Raw genomic sequence first — 15,591 nt, 5'->3', positions numbered from 1 at the left:
TTCCGTAACTTTGATCGGATTTATGAGGGATGGTGTGCGGACGGTGAAGGGATGGGTGTCAGCTTCTGAGTTCTTCTTCTGCTGCAGCCAACTGCGCGAATTCCTCTTCGGGAGCGCCTGCGACGATGCGGTGCCGGCTGTAGAACCAGTAGTAAAGGAGTGCTATGGCGAAAATTGCAGCTGTAATGGATGCGGCGAATACGTCGACCACAAAAGTGGCGACTACCGCGACCGCAGCCAGAACCAGCGCGATCGAGGTGGTGACGACCCCTCCGGGTGTCCGGTAACCGCGGGGCAGATCCGGTTCCTTCCTCCTCAGCACAATATGCGAGAGATTCAGCAGGACATAGGAAACTGTTGCACCAAAGACGGCGATATTGATCAGGAGCGCGCCGTCGCCGGTTATTGCCGCGAGCAAAAAGCCGATTGAGCCAGGGACGATCAGTGCCCAATAAGGGGTCCGCCTTTTTCCTGTCAGGGACAGCCATTTGGGAAGATACCCTGCCCTGGACAGTGCGAAGAGCTGGCGGGAATAGGCATAAATGATGGAGAAGAAGCTGGCTACGAGCCCGGCCAGGCCAGCATAGTTGACGAAGTCTGCCAGGAAAGTGTTGCCACCGTAGGCCAGGCGGAGTGCTTCTGGGAGGGGGTTGTTGGATCCGCTCATTGCAGCGGACCCGGCAGCGCCCGGGACAAGGATGAGCATTAAGGATCCGAAGACGACTAGGATAAATAATGCGACGATGATGCCGCGTGGCATGTCTTTCGTGGGATTTGCGGTTTCTTCGGCGGCAAGGGGCACTCCTTCGACTGCGAGGAAAAACCAGATCCCATAGACGAGAGCCCCGATTACACCGCTGATGCCCATCGGGAGGAACGCGCTGGAGGTGGGGGAGCCATCAGGGACGATATCAAAGAGGTTGGCTGCGTTGAAATGCGGCAAGAGCCCTACAACAGCCGCTATGAGGGCCACAACGGCCACGGCAGTAATGGCGAAAATCATTTTCAGCGCTTCACCCACTCCCCGGAGATGAATACCAACGAAGACAGCATAGGTCACCAGGTAGACGGGCCAGGAGTTCGTCAGGCCGAAGAGTCCCAAAGCCTCCACATATCCGCCAATAAAGGTCGCGATCGCCGCTGGTGCGACGGCGTACTCGATAAGCACGGCCATTCCCGTCGCGAAGCCGCCCAAAGGACCCAGCGCCCGGCGCGCGAAGCCGTATCCGGCGCCGGTGGCAGGCAAGGCGGAGGACAGTTCTGCCAGACCGAAGACCATGCAGGTGTACATGATGCCCATGAGAACAAAGGCAATGAGGAGCCCGCCCCAGCCGCCCTGGGCCAGGCCGAGGTTCCAGCCCGCGAAGTCACCGGAGATGACGTATGCCACTCCAAGTCCGGCGAGCAGGACCCAGCCTGCCGCTCCGCGCTTTAGTTGTCGGTGCTGAAGATATCGCTTATCGTCGGTAGTCTGGTTTGCATCAGAGTCTGACACTGTGGTTCCCTTTCATCCAAGGGTATTGGTCTGAATTCAGACCAATGACTCACTACAGTGTGTGTCAGATCACCCACCTCGTCAAGGGGCTTCCTCAACATTGTTTACATATTCCATGCAGACGATCACTTCGTACCCGGCGCCGGACGCTTCTTCCGCCTTCTGATTCCCCTAGCAAGAGCCCATTTTTTGCGGCCGATTATGATGAGTCCATGGAAGAGGAATTGTTCGAAACCCGCGCCCCGATTCTCCGCACAGCCCGGCCCGGAAACGCTTTCGAGGAAACAATCGAACGTCTGCTCCAGAACATCAAACTCGGCCTATTCGCGGTAGGGGCCAAGCTGCCAGCCGAACGGAAACTTGCAGAAATGATGCGGGTCTCGCGAGCTACGCTCCGGGATGCGCTAGCCGAACTGCAAAAGGCCGGATACGTCGAAGTCCAGCGTGGGCGCTACGGGGGAACGTATGTGTGTAACAGGCCGACCAGTCCGGGATCATTCTCAGAACTGAACCCGGACGAGGTGGACGACGTTCTGATCTTCCGCAGCGTACTCGAGCCGGCGGCCGCATCGTTGGCTGCCAAGGCCACCTTATCCCCAGCCCAGCGCAGTCACCTGCTCAAAACCTTGGCTGAGGTAGCCAGTGCACCTGCGGATCTGTACCGGCCGAAGGACGCAAGGTTCCACGTGGCGATCGCAGAGGTGACAGGATCGCCAAGCCTTGCTCTTGCGGTGGCGGATGTCCGCGCGAAGGTCAGTGATCTTTTGGACCGGATACCGCTTCTCGAGCCCAACCTGGAACATTCCAACCGGCAGCACCAGGAAATCATAGACGCCATACTCCGCGGTGACGAAGAGGAAGCAACAAGGGCCACCAAGGACCATCTTGCGGGAACGGTCTCCTTGCTGCATGGATTTCTTGGATCTTCTCAGACGCATATTTCACCGCAGTAGCTGCAATCAACCCCAGAACTGGCCCGGAGTTCTTGACTTTCAGCCACCTGAAACTCCCAAGCAATGGACCCCGTGGGCGAGGTTCTGGGCAGGTTGTACGTGGGTGTGTGGGAACGGGTCGCCGGACGTACCGAGTTTGCTCCGGCGGATTCGCCGGGGTAATGATGCTTGACATAAACACCGGCTCCGCTGTTAGTCACCGACTTTTACGTCAACGACTATTCAAGGGCCGATTTTCGTTTAGGGAGCCGCTCAGTGGTCACGTACTCAAAGCCACATCTTCCCTATGATCAGCAGCTGAAATTGCTCGCGTCTCGGCGGATGAGCTACTCCGACCGGGGTGTTGCCCTTCGCGCGCTGAAACGCATTGGATACTATCGACTGTCCGCCTACACGTACACCTTGCGAGAGCAGCTGCCCGTGGGCGAGGCCAGTGCGAACCGTAGCCGGTCGGATCAATTCCTTGCCGGGGGCGTCGTTCGATGAGGTACTCAAGCTCTACGAGTTCGACAACAAGCTCCGCCAATGCCTTCTGGACGGGTTGGAAACTTTGGAAGTCGGGCTCGCAGTCCATGTCGGATACGTTGTCGGTAAGCATGACCCCTTTGCCCACTTGATGCGTGACCATCTGGACGGGGCAGCCTGCGCTTCCAAAACCCAGTCTGCAGACCAAGACGCCTACGAGACGTGGCTCAAGCAAGCAATGCTCGATTCGGTGTGAGGCAGGTCAACACCGGTAAGGTTTTGCTGTTCCTGCCTAAGATCGGTGAACTGCGGGTGGCTTACTCCAGGATCCTGCCAGCAGCACCGACCTCGGTGACACTGATCAGGGAGGCCGGCGGACGCTACTACGCTTCCTTCGGCGTGAATCCTGAACCCGCCACCATGGCAACCCCCACCAGTCAACGCACGGCGGGGTTGGATTTGGGACTGATCGATTTTGCAGCCATTGCTTACATTGATGGCACCCGGGAGAAAATTCCGGCTCCCACGTTCTACCGCAAGGCCGCGCGCAAACTGGGCCGTGCTCAACGCGAACTCGCTCGACGCGTGAAGGGTTCAAAGAACCGGGCCAAATCCCGTATCAAGGTCGCCAAGATTCATGCGAAGATTCGTGATGACCGGCAAGACTTCACCCGCAAGATTGCAGTACGACTGGCCCGCGAAAACCAAACGGTAGCCGTCGAAACACTCAATATCAAAGGGCTCGCCCGTACCCGATTAGCCAAATCCATCCACGACGCTGGGTGGGGTGCCTTCATCAACGACCTCACTCACGCCGTCCAAAAATACGGGGCTGCCATCATTGGCATCAGCCAATGGGAACCCACTAGTCAGGTGTGTTCGGTGTGTGGCGCCAAGGACGGCAGGAAAGCACTCGGCATCAGGGTCTGGGAATGCTCAGACTGCGGCAGCCACCTAGACCGCGACTACAACGCAGCACTGAACATCATGCTCGCCGCAGGACTTGCGGAGAGACTAAACGACTGTGGAGGGAACATCAGACTCCGGCTTGCCGGAGCAATTCCCCAAGAAACAGTAACCGCCCGCTTGATGACCGCCGCCTAACAGCGACAGCCACCAAAGGAATCCCCTTCCGTTAGGGAGGGGAGGACGTCACGGCGACCGGTTGGCGGCAGCCTTCGCAGCAGTGCATGTCTCGGTTGACCCGCATCGGCGGCAGCACCCTGTGAGCGGTACTCTGTGCCGAGAGAACCTCGCCGGCCAATGGCAGCAGTTGGTGCCGGCGGCCCGGCGCGGACTGGCTGTCAGGGTGATTGTGGTGGGCGCTGAATCCACCGGCACCACCACCCTGAGCGAGGCGTTGACGGCTCACTATCGTCAGCAATTCCCGACGCTGGCCGAGGTGAAGGAATACGGCAGGTACTATACCTACGAAAAACTTGCCGCACTCCAAGCAACAAATCCGGACGCCAGTGTTGAGGATCTGGTCTGGACCGACACCGACTTTGGTGTCATTGCGGCCCGGCAAAGCGAGCTGGAACAAGCCGCCGCGGAAGCCTCACCGCTGGTCATTGCCGACACGGACGCGCTCGCTACCACCCTGTGGGAGCGGTACTACCGGGGCGATGGCAGCTATGGATCCTTTGCGGCCTTGACTCAATTGCCCCGCCGTGACGTCTATCTGCTGACGGATCATGATGGCGTCGACTTTGACGATGACGGCTGGCGCGAGGGCGAGCACCGCCGTGCGGAGATGACCGAATGGTTCAAGGAGCTCCTGACAGGGGACGGTCATTCGTGGATTCTCCTCACGGGCAGCCATGAACGCCGGCTGGCCACAGCCACAGCCGTCATCGACGCCATGGTGGCGCAGCAGGCCACCTTCACCTCGCCCCAGTGGCGGACTCCCACAGTTTTGAAGGCGGCCTCATGATGATCCCCCAGCACGAGTCCCGGGTTCGCGCAACAAAGGCATCCCACGCCGCAACGGCAACCGACGCCGGGGTGCAAAACTGTGAGGTGCAAAACGGTGACCCCGCTGCGTTCCTGAGCGACTATGACCCGGCAGAATTCCCGCCGGTGGGGATGACAGTGGATCTTGTGGTGTTCGCCGTCGAAAAGAAAAAGCTCCATGTAGCGGTGGTTGAGCGCGGGGCGCACCCATTCTTGGGCAGTATGGCGTTGCCGGGCGGGTTTGTGGGGCCGGGCGAAAACGCGTTGGCGGCCGCGCGCCGGGAACTGGCGGAGGAAACGGGGTTGGAGCTGCTCACACACCGCGTCTTTGTTGAGCAGCTGGCCACGTTCACGGAGCCAGATCGAGACCCCCGGATGCGGGTGGTGTCGGTGGCGCACCTGGTGTTGCTGGCCAGTGCTGGTGAGGGCCTGCCGCCCCTGGTTGCTGGCACAGATGCTGCCAGTGCGCACTGGGTGCCCGTGCACGAGGTGGACCCGGCACATCTGGCGTTTGACCATGCTGAGATTTTGGCTGCAGGGCTGGAACGCTTGGCCGGGAAGATGGAGTACACCACCATCGCCACGTGGCTGGTTCCCGCAGAATTCACCATTTCGGCGCTGCGGGATGTGTATGGTGCCGTGTGGCAGCTTGATCTGCCGGCAGGGAACTTCACCCGGAAGATTCGCCCCTCCCTGACACCCACGGGAGGCAAGGTGCAAGGGTTGGGGGCTCCGGCGTCTCTCTTCACGACCTCCAGCGAATGGATCTCACCGCCCTGGACCCGGCCCAGGCAGTAGGTTCTAGGATTTCCGTGGCGAAACGGCGCTGGACAGGAACTGCAGAGGTGGGAGAATTTGAGAAGGACCGGTGATCATTTCCGGTCGGTGCATGTCAGATTTTGCTATGACAAGGGGGCGCGTCATCGAAATTCAGGCGGTGAACGACACGGAATTGCGGGTGGACCACTATCAATTCCGGGAACAGGCGTTGCAGAACGCGGCCCAGGCCATCCGCAACACCATTGTGGGCAGGCTTCACGACGACGGACTCAACCACCACGACGTGCAGGCACGGGTCAAGTCGGCCAAGTCTGCTGCCGAGAAAATTTCACGCCGGGATGCCGAGGGTCAGCTGAAGTACCCGGGAGGTTCGGAGCGGCTCGATGACTTGATTGGTGTGCGGGTCATCTTGTTCGTTGAATCGGATATCGACGCCGTGGCCATTGCCCTCTCCAGCCAGTTCATTTGCCACGATGACGAAGACAAAACAGCCATGATGCGCAAGAACGGTGGCATCGGTTACGCAGGGCGGCATCTGACCCTGGAAGTGCCGACCGACAATCCGCCCGCAGCATGCGCCGAGTACCCGGGCCAGCGTTTTGAGGTCCAGATCCGCACCGTGCTCCAGCACGCCTGGGCCGAGTTTGAACACGACATCCGTTTCAAGGGAGACAGCGGGGACAACGCCGAGATCAGCCGCGCCTTCACCATGGCCTCCACCCTGATCGAGCTCGCCGACCAGCAATTCGTGAACATCAGCAGCATCTTGAAGCGCCTGCAGGCCGAGGGCGCCATCGAGACTGCGGCGCAGACCCAGATGCTCGACGCCGCCTCCCTCCAAGGCGTGCTGACTCGCGCATTCCCGGGCTACCGCAGCAGCAAGGAAAACCAGTACGACTGGATGGTCAATGTTCTTGCAGTCAACGGCATCAACACGGTCAGCGCGGCCGAGGACTGGTTCAGTTCCATGGACCCGGATGAGGTGGCAAAGATCATGGAGTACAGGTTCTCGCCCGGACAAGTCCGCGTGGCGGATGATCTTTTGTTGCAATCCTTCGGAGAGTCCTATGTGGACGCCACCAAGGCCGTGGGTAGTGACTCCAACCGTGAAGGCAAGCTCCGCTCCCGGCTGCGCAAGCTCCACTCCGAGCGCGGAAAGCCCTAACCCGAAGCGGAATCGGCGCGTCTCTAGCACGCCTCAGTGCGGCGTTTGTGACGCGGCGTGAATCAGCGTGACCCTGTGAGACAGCGCCGTTGAACGGCGGGCCGGCGTTCCCTACCGTTGAGCCATGACGAAATTCGCTCCACCTGGCCCCCGGAAGTATGTGCCGGTCGGATCCTTGATGAGCCGCAGGCCCACCCCCGCCAGCTTGTGCGTGCCGCGATGTTGCCTGCCCCGCCCAGCCCGGAGCCCATCCCTTCATCACATACTGAGGATTTCCCATGTCTAAACAAACTCCCGAACCCAGTCACGTAAAGACCACCCGCATCGTTGCCGGACAGGAAACCAGGCGTAAAATCCGCGGCATTGAAGTGGTGGCCATCGCCGCACTGCTCGCCTTGATTGGTGCAGGTGCCGCCGTGGCCTCCGTTACCGCGAGTAACAAAGAATCCAGTGCCCCCGTTGTGGCCGACACCCCCGCCGCCGCACTAAAGCTGGGCTACTTCCCCAACGTCACCCACGCCCCTGCCCTGATTGGTGTCAGTGAGGGCATCTTTGCCAAGAACCTGGGCACCACAAAACTCTCCACCCAGGTATTCAACGCCGGCCCGTCAGCCATTGAGGCGCTCAATGCTGGAGCCATCGACGCCGCCTACCTCGGCCCCAACCCGGCCATCAACTCGTTTGTGAAAAGTGGGGGCGAGTCCATCCGTATCATTGCCGGCGCCACCAGCGGCGGCGCCCAGCTCGTGGTGAAACCGGAGATTACCTCGGCCGCTCAGCTCAAGGGCAAGGTCCTGGCCACGCCGCAACTGGGCGGCACCCAGGACGTGGCGCTGCGCTCATGGCTGTCCGAACAAGGCTTTGCCACCACACCCAACGGGGGCGGTGATGTCACCATCAACCCCACCGACAATGCGGGCACCTTGAAGCTCTTCAAGGATGGCAAGCTCGACGGCGCCTGGCTGCCTGAGCCGTGGGCCTCACGGTTGGTGCTCGAGGCTGGAGCAAAGGTGCTGGTCAACGAGGCTGAGCTGTGGGACGGCGGTAAGTTCAGCACCACCATTTTGGTGGTCAACAAGTCCTTCCTTGAGCAGCATCCCCAAACTGTGGAGGCGCTCTTGGCTGGGCACGTGGAGTCCATTGATTGGCTCAACGAGCACAAGGGTAAGGAAGCCGATCCCGTCAACACGGCTTTGCTCACTGCTGCAGGGAAGGAGCTGCCCGCCAAGGTCATTGACAGGTCACTGGCCAACCTGGCGTTCTCGGCAGATCCTCTCGCAGCAACGTTCCCCACGCTGCTCGAACATGGCGTCACTGCAGGGGTGGGAAAACAAGCCGACCTTTTCGGCATCTTCGATCTGCGTGAACTGAATAAGACCTTGGCCAAACAAGGGCAGAAGCCTGTGTTTGCCGGGGGATTGGGCGGCGAGTAGGACATCGGGCGGTTCATGTGGCGTCACTCTTTGTGACGCCACATGAACTACCGTGACCCCGGGTGTCAGCTTCATTGAACCGGCACACACGCATTCCTTACCGTTTAGTTATGAGTACAAGGGGAACCCCGGCCCGCCCGGCGCCAACGCAGCAGGAAACTGTGCAGCCTGCGGTGAAAACCATGCGCATTGGGGCTGGCCAAAAGCCTAGGCGCCGGTGGCTGGAAGTCGTTGCCATTGCTGCCCTGATCGCCCTGATTGGCACCGGAGCCGCCGTGGCTTCTTCTAACGCCCATCCCAACGGCGCGGTGGAGTCCCCAACGGGTCCGGCCGCCGAGCTGAAGCTGGGCTACTTTGGAAACATCACCCACGGCCCGGCGCTGGCAGGCGTGGAGCAGGGGACCTTCGCTGAGAATCTCGGCGAGACCACGTTGCAAACACAGGTGTTCACCACAGGCCCTGCCGCTGTTGAAGCCCTCAACGCCGGCGCCATCGACGCCGCCTACCGTGGCCCCAACCCGGCACTGAACTCTTTCGTGCAAAGCGGTGGGGATGTCACCATCAACCCCACCACCAACGCCCAAACCCTGCGCTTGTTTCAAGATGGAAAGATCGACGGCGCCTGGGTGGCCGAGCCGTGGGCCTCACGGTTGGTGCTCCAAGCCGGAGCGAAAGTGTTAGTCAATGAGGCTGACCTTTGGGACGGGGGCGTGTTCAGCACCACGGTGCTGGCCGTCAACAAGGGCGTCCTGGAAAAGCACCCGCAAACCGTTGAGGCACTCTTGACCGGGCACGTTGCGTCGGTGCAATGGCTCAACGACAACCCGGACAAGTCGGGGGCGGGCATCAACCAGGCCCTTGTCAAAGCCATTGGCGAGCCCCTGGAAGATCCTGTCATTGCCCGGGCACTGACGGAATTAGAATTCACCGCCGACTCCCTGGCCGGCACCTTCCCCACACTGCTGGACCACGGAGTCAGCGTGGGTGTCTCCAAGCCGGCCGAGCTGGACGGGCTCTTTGACCTGACACTGCTAAATAAGGTACTAAAAGCTGCCGGCGAACAACCCGTCACGGCGGCAGGATTGGGTACGCAATGACCGAACTACTGACAACGGCTTCCACCGCGGCAACCCCAAGCGCGGCAGCAGAGAACCCCCAAGGCCGGGCACCCGCCGTCGTCCTGGAGAATCTGGGCAAGCGATTCGGGGCAGGCGCACTCGTGCTGGATGACGTCAGTGCCACCGTTTACCAGGGCGAGTTTGTGGCGTTACTGGGGGCCTCCGGCTGCGGAAAATCCACGCTGTTGAACATTATTTCCGGCCTTGACGTGCCCAGCTCTGGGGCCTTGGAAGTTCCCCAAGACGGTGCCGCCTTCATGTTTCAGGACTCGGCCCTGTTCCCGTGGCTCAGCGCCCAGGGAAATGTGGAGCTGGCGTTGAAACTGCGCGGTGTGGGCAAGGCCGAGCGCAAGGTTCGGGCCGCCGAACTGCTGGACCTGGTGAACCTGGGGCATTCGGTCAACAAGCGTCCGCACGAACTCTCCGGCGGCATGCGCCAGCGCGTGGCTCTGGCAAGGTCGCTCGCGCAGGACAAGCCGCTGCTGCTGATGGATGAGCCCTTTGCGGCCCTCGATGCCATCACCCGCGACCTGCTGCACAACGAGCTGGAACGCATCTGGAAGGAAACGGGCCGAACCATTATTTTTGTCACTCACAATGTGCGCGAGGCGGTTCGGCTTGGCCAGCGGGTGCTGTTGCTGTCCTCGCGACCGGGGCGTGTGGTCGCCGAATGGCAGGTCTCCGAGGAGCACAGGACCAATGCCGGCGCCGCCGGAGTTCTCACGCAAGACATCACCACCCGATTGCGCGAGGAGATCCGCAAGCATGCCTGAAACAGTAACCTCGCCGCTGATCAAGAGCGGTAGCGCCGAGGAAATGCGGTCGCTGGAGGCGGGCCTGGACTCGTTGCAATCCGAGTCGCTTGAGCGCCGCGGCTTTGACTGGTCCCGGGTGCTGCTCCCGCTCGCAGCCTTCATTGTGGTGCTGCTTGCGTGGCAGTTCTACGTCTCGCTGGGTCTGCGCCGCCGTGACCTGGTCCCCGGTCCGTTAGATGTGCTGGGGTCGCTGGGCTCGCTGTGGCGTGATGGCACAGCCCAACAAGCCATCTTGACGTCTCTGCAGCGCGGCATCATGGGGTTCACCATCAGCATTGTGGTGGCCACACCCATAGGCCTGCTGCTCTCCCAGGTCCGGGTCTTGCGCCGCGCCTTTGGTCCACTGATCTCCGGGCTGCAAGTTCTGCCGTCCGTGGCCTGGGTGCCGGCGGCCATCATCTGGTTCGGGCTCACTGACGCCACCGTCTACTTCGTCATGTTCATGGGTGCCATCCCGTCCATCATCAACGGCCTCATCGCCGGCGTGGACCAGATCCCGCCGCAGTACCGGCGCATGGGCACCATCCTTGGCGCATCCCGTTGGGAAATGGCCGTCCACGTGGTGCTCCCCGCCGCGCTGCCCGGCTATGTGGGTGGGCTCAAGCAGGGTTGGGCGTTCTCCTGGCGCTCGCTGATGGCGGCCGAAATCATCGCCATGGGCGGCACGCTCGGCTTTGGCCTGGGTTCGCTGCTCGAGCAGGGACGCCAGCTGGCGGACATGGGCATCGTGATGTCCGCAATCCTTGTCATCTTGTTCGTGGGCATCCTGGTGGAACTCGTGGTCTTTGCCCCGGTGGAAAAGCGGCTCTTGCGCGGCCGCGGCCTGCTGGCCGGCAGCACCCGCTGAAATGTGTCCTCACATGACGCCACGTTAACGGGTGTAACGCGCACCTTGTCCGGTGATATTGCACTTCTCTAAGGTCGTTTTATGGCAATTGTGGATCTTTACCCAACCTCGCTGAGGCTCCTGGGCCGCCCCGTCCTTGTGGTGGGCGGCGGCACTGTGGCGGCTCGCCGTGCCAAGGCATTGCTCGACGCCGGAGCCCAAGTCACGCTGGTGGCTCCCCTTCTCAGCGCCCCGGCCAAGCAGCTGGCCGATGCCAGCCTAATCACGTGGCACGCCCGCGGCTATGAAAGCGCCGACATGGCCAACGCCTGGTACGCCGTGACGGCCACCAACAACGTGGCCGTGGATGCCCAGGTGGCCGCGGATGCCGAGGACAACCGTGTGTGGTGCGTGAACCATTCCAACGCTCAAGAATCAGCTGCCTGGACGCCGGCCGTTGCCACGGTGCAGGACATCAAGGTGGCGGTCAATGCCGGGGGAGACCCGTTGCGGGCTGTGGCCATTCGTAACGCCATTGCCGCCGCACTTGAAAGCGGAGATCTGCCGCTGCGTCGCTACCGCGGTACCGGGGACGGGCCCGCCCAGACCAGTACCCCACGATTGGGCTCGGTTGCCCTGGTGGGTGGCGGCCCCGGGGCTGAAGACCTCCTCACGGTACGTGGCCGCCGGCTTCTCGCCGAGGCCGACGTTGTGGTGGCTGACAGGCTGGGCCCGCGCGGCCTGCTGGAGACCCTTGGGGAGGGCGTGTTGATCATTGAGGTCGGCAAAACTCCCGGCCACCACCCCGTGCCGCAAACCGAAATCAACGCCATCCTCGTCCGCGAAGCCAAAAAAGGAAACCGGGTGGTCCGGCTCAAGGGCGGGGACCCCTACGTGCTGGGGCGCGGCGGGGAGGAAGCAATCGCCTGCCGTGAAAACGGTGTAGACGTGGAAGTAGTCCCCGGCGTGACCAGCGCTGTCAGCGTTCCGGCAGCAGCCGGCATTCCCGTCACCCACCGCGGGCTGGCGAAGGCCTTCACCATGATCAGCGGCCATGAGGAACTTGAAAACGTCCCGCGCGGCAGCGACCACACGGTGGTGCTGCTCATGGGTGTCGGCACCTTGAACCGTTCCGTCCCCGTGCTGCAGGCGGCAGGCAGGGACAAGGACTGCCCCGTGGCCATCATTGAAAACGGATACGCAAAGGATCAGCGCGTCACCATCGGCACCTTGGGCACCATTGTGAGCCTCGCCCAGGCGGGCAAGGTGCGCAACCCGGCCGTCGTCGTCGTCGGCGATGTGGTACGCGTCAGCCCGCTGGCGCCCGCCGAACTCGCGACGGCCTATTACGGCACGCGGGAAACTATCAGAACTCTCTCTTAGACTTATCCAAAAGCCCTTTTGATTTATAGAGAAACGAGCACAGCCGTGTCATCAAGCACTTCAGTAGCGCCCGGCACCGAAGAGCGCCCGCTGCGCATCGCCGTCATCGGCTCCGGCCCGGCCGGCGTGTATGCCGCCGACATGCTGACCAAAAGCGCCGAAGTGCGTGATGGTTTGGTAGTTAGCATTGACCTTTTTGACCGTTACCCCGCGCCGTATGGGCTGATTCGCTACGGTGTGGCACCTGACCACCCGCGTATCAAGGGCATCGTGAACGCGCTGCACAAGGTGCTGGACCGCGGCGATATCCGCTTCTTCGGCAACGTTGAATACGGCACTGACTTGTCCCTGGAAGACCTGCAGGCCCACTACGACGCCGTCATCTTCGCCACCGGGGCCATCAAGGATGCGGATCTGAACATCCCCGGGATCGAGTTGGACGGCTCCTACGGCGGTGCCGACTTTGTGTCCTGGTACGACGGGCACCCGGACGTTTCCCGCGAATGGCCGCTGAATGCCAAGGAAATCGCCGTGATTGGCAACGGCAACGTGGCACTGGATGTTGCCCGCGTACTGTCCAAGCACGCCGATGACCTGCTGGTCACCGAGATTCCGGACAACGTCTACGCCGGTCTGAAAGAATCGCCCGTCACCGACGTGCACATCTTTGGGCGCCGCGGCCCGGCACAGGTGAAGTTCACGCCCCTGGAGCTGCGCGAACTCAGCCACTCCCGCGACGTGGACATTGTCCTGTATGAGGAGGACTTCGACTTTGACGAGGCCTCCGACGCAGCCGTGAAGAGCAACAACCAGATCAGGACCATGGTGGGCACGTTGACCAACTGGCTGGTGGAGCAGGATGACGACGCCGCCGACCCCACCACAGGGGCATCACGCCGCCTACACCTGCACTTCCTGCACAACCCGGTGGAAATCACTGGTGCCGACGGCAAGGTTTCAGGCATCAAATTTGAGCGCACCGAACTCGACGGCACGGGCAATGCTCGCGGTACCGGCGAGTTCATCGACTACCCGGTCCAGGCCGTCTACCGCTCCGTGGGCTACTTTGGTTCGGCCCTGCCTGACGTGGAGTTTGACCACCAGCGCGGCGTTGTCACGAACGACGGCGGCCGTGTGGTGGGTGCCGATGGCGCCCAGGTGCCTGGCATCTACGCCACGGGTTGGATCAAGCGCGGGCCGGTCGGCTTGATCGGCCACACCAAGGGTGACGCCTTGGAGACCATCACGCACCTGCTGGCCGACCGCGCCGGGCTGCCCCTGGCTGCTTTCCCCGGCAATGAGGCTGTCACTGATTTGTTGGATTCCCGTGGCGTGAAATTCACCTCCTGGGAAGGCTGGAACGATCTCGACGCCCACGAGAAGGCTCTCGGTGTTGCAGCGTCGGAGGCTGGTCCCGTGCAGCGCGAGCGTATCAAGGTTGTCGCCCGCGACGAGATGGTCAATGTCTCGCGCGGGGCTTCAGTGGCTGGCTAGACGCTTCACCCTGGCCGCTTCCGGGGTGCCGAGCGCGTAGGGACCAAAATGCCACCGTTTGACGGAAATGCCACAGTTTGTACTATGGCATTTCCGTCAAACGCTGGCATTTTTCGTGGTGGGGTGTATTCGGGCGTTTTCGGAGGCAAGCCCCTAGCGAAAACGAAAGTTTGGCGATAACGCTGGCTGTTCTTCCCGTGGACCCGTATTGTGGGATCAAGTACTTGTGACCGAAAGCTCATTAAAGCGTTTGGTCGCAGGCAGGTCTCTAGCTGTTCGGTCTCGGGGTGAACGCTGTGGGTGGTGACGTGAAGTCATTACTGTTCCACGGACCCCCTTTGCGTGCCCTCCGCATTGCACTGGGGGCGGCACTATTTGCCGCATTCTTCATTGTTCTGGGCTCGTCTGGAGCCTTTGCCGCATTGGATTCGCGCGAGGCGGGTGCCTCCAGTTCCAGCCAAACACCTGCCGAGGGAAAAGGGCTCCTCTCGGGGATTTTGAGCCCCGTCGTGGGCGCCGTTGACAAGACTATTTCCCACGTTCCGGTGGTTCCGGAGATCACTGGCACCAACACGGTTGCCAAAGTGGTGGCACCAGTTGTTGCCGTGACCGACCGCGTTGAAACTACCGTCAGTTCGGTGCCCGTTGTTGGGCAGGTTGTAGCTCCAGTTGTTGGTGTTGTCACCACACCAGTGGTAGATGTCGTTGAGCAGCTTGTGGCTCCAGTGCCCCCAATCGTGGCACCAGTTCTTGACCCAGTCGCGGGCGTAGTGAATCCAGTTGTAGACGTCGTCACCGGCGGTGTTGGCAGTGGAAATGCGAATGTCCCGGAGCCGGTACTGCCGCCTGTGAAACCAGGAATACCTGGGAGTCTCGAGATTCCCAGTACGGGAATAGGGTCAGCGGTAGATATACCGGATCTGCCCGAATCCGGTAACGGCGTCCAATCGTCGTCCCGTGCGGCGCACGGTGGCACATTGGCCGAGTACCTGACCATGACACCTAGGATTTCAACAGGCGGTGACGGCCCGTCGTCGAATGCTGGAGTGTCCTCGCCAGCCGGCGGAACAGGCTTCGCTTCCTGCGGGACGGGCTCCAGCGGTTCTGTTGCGGCGCCGTGCATGCCTGCTGTGAGCTTCAGCCCTGCCTCAGGGACCTCATCCAGCGTCGCCACGGGCGGCTCGATTGGTTCCGCAGCCGCCCATGAGAATTTCGCTGACTACTCTAGCGTCGCGTTATTGGGGACAGCTTTGCGCAACGGCAATTGGTCGCTGCCTGCTTCCTTGTCCTCCGACCCCGGATCCACACCTGGCTAGATGACCGTTGAGCCCTTCCTGCTTACAGGAGAGGCAAACGGTATTTCCTTGAACTGCAATCGCAAACAAGGTCAAAAATTCTAGTCAGGAGTTGAATATCATGCATGTCAATATTCGTCGATCGCTCTGTGCAGCGGTTTTCGCCGGCGGGCTTCTTACCCTCGGCGCAGGTGCGGCAAGCGCAGCGGAGCAGCCAAGTGCTGACGTAGTATCCACAGTTTTGAGTGGCGTTTCCCAGAGCTCAACGGCCCCCACCACGGTCAACATGAACAATGGCCTGTTGGGTGGCGGCCTTGTTGGTGATGTGTTGGGCGATGTTCAGGTGGCAGCCCCTGTCACGGTGCCGGTGAATGTGTCCGGGAATGCTGTGGGTGTTTTGGGTAATGCTGTTTCCA

The 15,591-nt window shown here is 61.3% G+C and carries 14 protein-coding genes and 1 pseudogene; 14 read left to right on the top strand and 1 reads right to left on the bottom strand.

Annotation, left to right across the window (positions count from 1 at the left end; genetic code table 11):
• Nucleotides 1–58: 58 nt before the first annotated feature.
• Nucleotides 59–1,495 (bottom strand): ethanolamine permease, encoded by a 1,437-nt coding sequence (eat, locus tag ACX80E_RS10360; protein WP_459301838.1) that lies wholly within the window; start codon nucleotides 1,493–1,495, stop codon nucleotides 59–61.
• A 212-nt stretch (nucleotides 1,496–1,707) separates the two neighbouring features.
• Between eat and ACX80E_RS10355 the strand changes: the two genes are divergently transcribed.
• The 14 genes and pseudogenes from ACX80E_RS10355 to ACX80E_RS10290 form a co-directional block, all read left to right on the top strand.
• Nucleotides 1,708–2,448: a FadR/GntR family transcriptional regulator gene (locus ACX80E_RS10355; protein ID WP_459301836.1), complete on the top strand. Its 741-nt coding sequence runs from the start codon at nucleotides 1,708–1,710 to the stop codon at nucleotides 2,446–2,448.
• 433 nt (nucleotides 2,449–2,881) lie between these two features.
• Entirely contained in the window at nucleotides 2,882–3,169 is a 288-nt protein-coding gene (locus ACX80E_RS10350) for an Abi family protein (RefSeq protein WP_459301835.1), read from the top strand.
• The gene (locus tag ACX80E_RS10345; protein WP_459301834.1) at nucleotides 3,166–4,017 is read left to right on the top strand and encodes an RNA-guided endonuclease InsQ/TnpB family protein; all 852 of its coding nucleotides are present in this window, start codon (nucleotides 3,166–3,168) and stop codon (nucleotides 4,015–4,017) included. The genes ACX80E_RS10350 and ACX80E_RS10345 overlap by 4 nt, the downstream gene beginning before the upstream one ends.
• A gap of 121 nt (nucleotides 4,018–4,138) precedes the next feature.
• Nucleotides 4,139–4,846 (top strand): AAA family ATPase, encoded by a 708-nt coding sequence (locus ACX80E_RS10340; RefSeq protein ID WP_459301833.1) that lies wholly within the window; start codon nucleotides 4,139–4,141, stop codon nucleotides 4,844–4,846.
• Nucleotides 4,843–5,664, top strand: a complete 822-nt coding sequence (locus ACX80E_RS10335) for an NUDIX hydrolase (protein ID WP_459301832.1) — start codon at nucleotides 4,843–4,845, stop codon at nucleotides 5,662–5,664. The genes ACX80E_RS10340 and ACX80E_RS10335 overlap by 4 nt, the downstream gene beginning before the upstream one ends.
• Before the next feature lie 91 nt (nucleotides 5,665–5,755).
• Complete coding sequence (locus ACX80E_RS10330) at nucleotides 5,756–6,811, top strand: GTP pyrophosphokinase (RefSeq protein WP_459301831.1); 1,056 nt, start codon at nucleotides 5,756–5,758, stop codon at nucleotides 6,809–6,811.
• Nucleotides 6,812–7,089: 278 nt separating this feature from the next.
• The gene (locus ACX80E_RS10325) at nucleotides 7,090–8,244 is read left to right on the top strand and encodes an ABC transporter substrate-binding protein (protein ID WP_459301830.1); all 1,155 of its coding nucleotides are present in this window, start codon (nucleotides 7,090–7,092) and stop codon (nucleotides 8,242–8,244) included.
• A gap of 110 nt (nucleotides 8,245–8,354) precedes the next feature.
• The gene (locus ACX80E_RS10320; RefSeq protein WP_459301829.1) at nucleotides 8,355–9,341 is read left to right on the top strand and encodes an ABC transporter substrate-binding protein; all 987 of its coding nucleotides are present in this window, start codon (nucleotides 8,355–8,357) and stop codon (nucleotides 9,339–9,341) included.
• Nucleotides 9,338–10,135 (top strand): ABC transporter ATP-binding protein, encoded by a 798-nt coding sequence (locus ACX80E_RS10315; protein WP_459301828.1) that lies wholly within the window; start codon nucleotides 9,338–9,340, stop codon nucleotides 10,133–10,135. Before ACX80E_RS10320 ends, ACX80E_RS10315 begins: the two co-directional genes overlap by 4 nt.
• On the top strand, nucleotides 10,128–11,024 hold the full coding sequence (locus ACX80E_RS10310; RefSeq protein WP_459301827.1) for an ABC transporter permease: 897 nt from the start codon (nucleotides 10,128–10,130) through the stop codon (nucleotides 11,022–11,024). The genes ACX80E_RS10315 and ACX80E_RS10310 overlap by 8 nt, the downstream gene beginning before the upstream one ends.
• An 81-nt stretch (nucleotides 11,025–11,105) precedes the next feature.
• Entirely contained in the window at nucleotides 11,106–12,386 is a 1,281-nt protein-coding gene (cobA, locus tag ACX80E_RS10305; protein ID WP_459301826.1) for a uroporphyrinogen-III C-methyltransferase, read from the top strand.
• Nucleotides 12,387–12,431: 45 nt separating this feature from the next.
• A complete protein-coding gene (locus ACX80E_RS10300; RefSeq protein ID WP_459301825.1) occupies nucleotides 12,432–13,880 on the top strand; it encodes an FAD-dependent oxidoreductase in 1,449 nt (482 codons plus the stop codon).
• 308 nt (nucleotides 13,881–14,188) lie between these two features.
• Nucleotides 14,189–15,196: a hypothetical protein gene (locus tag ACX80E_RS10295; protein WP_459301824.1), complete on the top strand. Its 1,008-nt coding sequence runs from the start codon at nucleotides 14,189–14,191 to the stop codon at nucleotides 15,194–15,196.
• Between the two features lie 100 nt (nucleotides 15,197–15,296).
• Nucleotides 15,297–15,591, top strand: a pseudogene (locus ACX80E_RS10290) (hypothetical protein); the annotation flags it as partial.

Source organism: Arthrobacter sp. TMN-49, from assembly GCF_054511095.1.
This window is presented reverse-complemented; position numbering and strand designations above follow the sequence as displayed.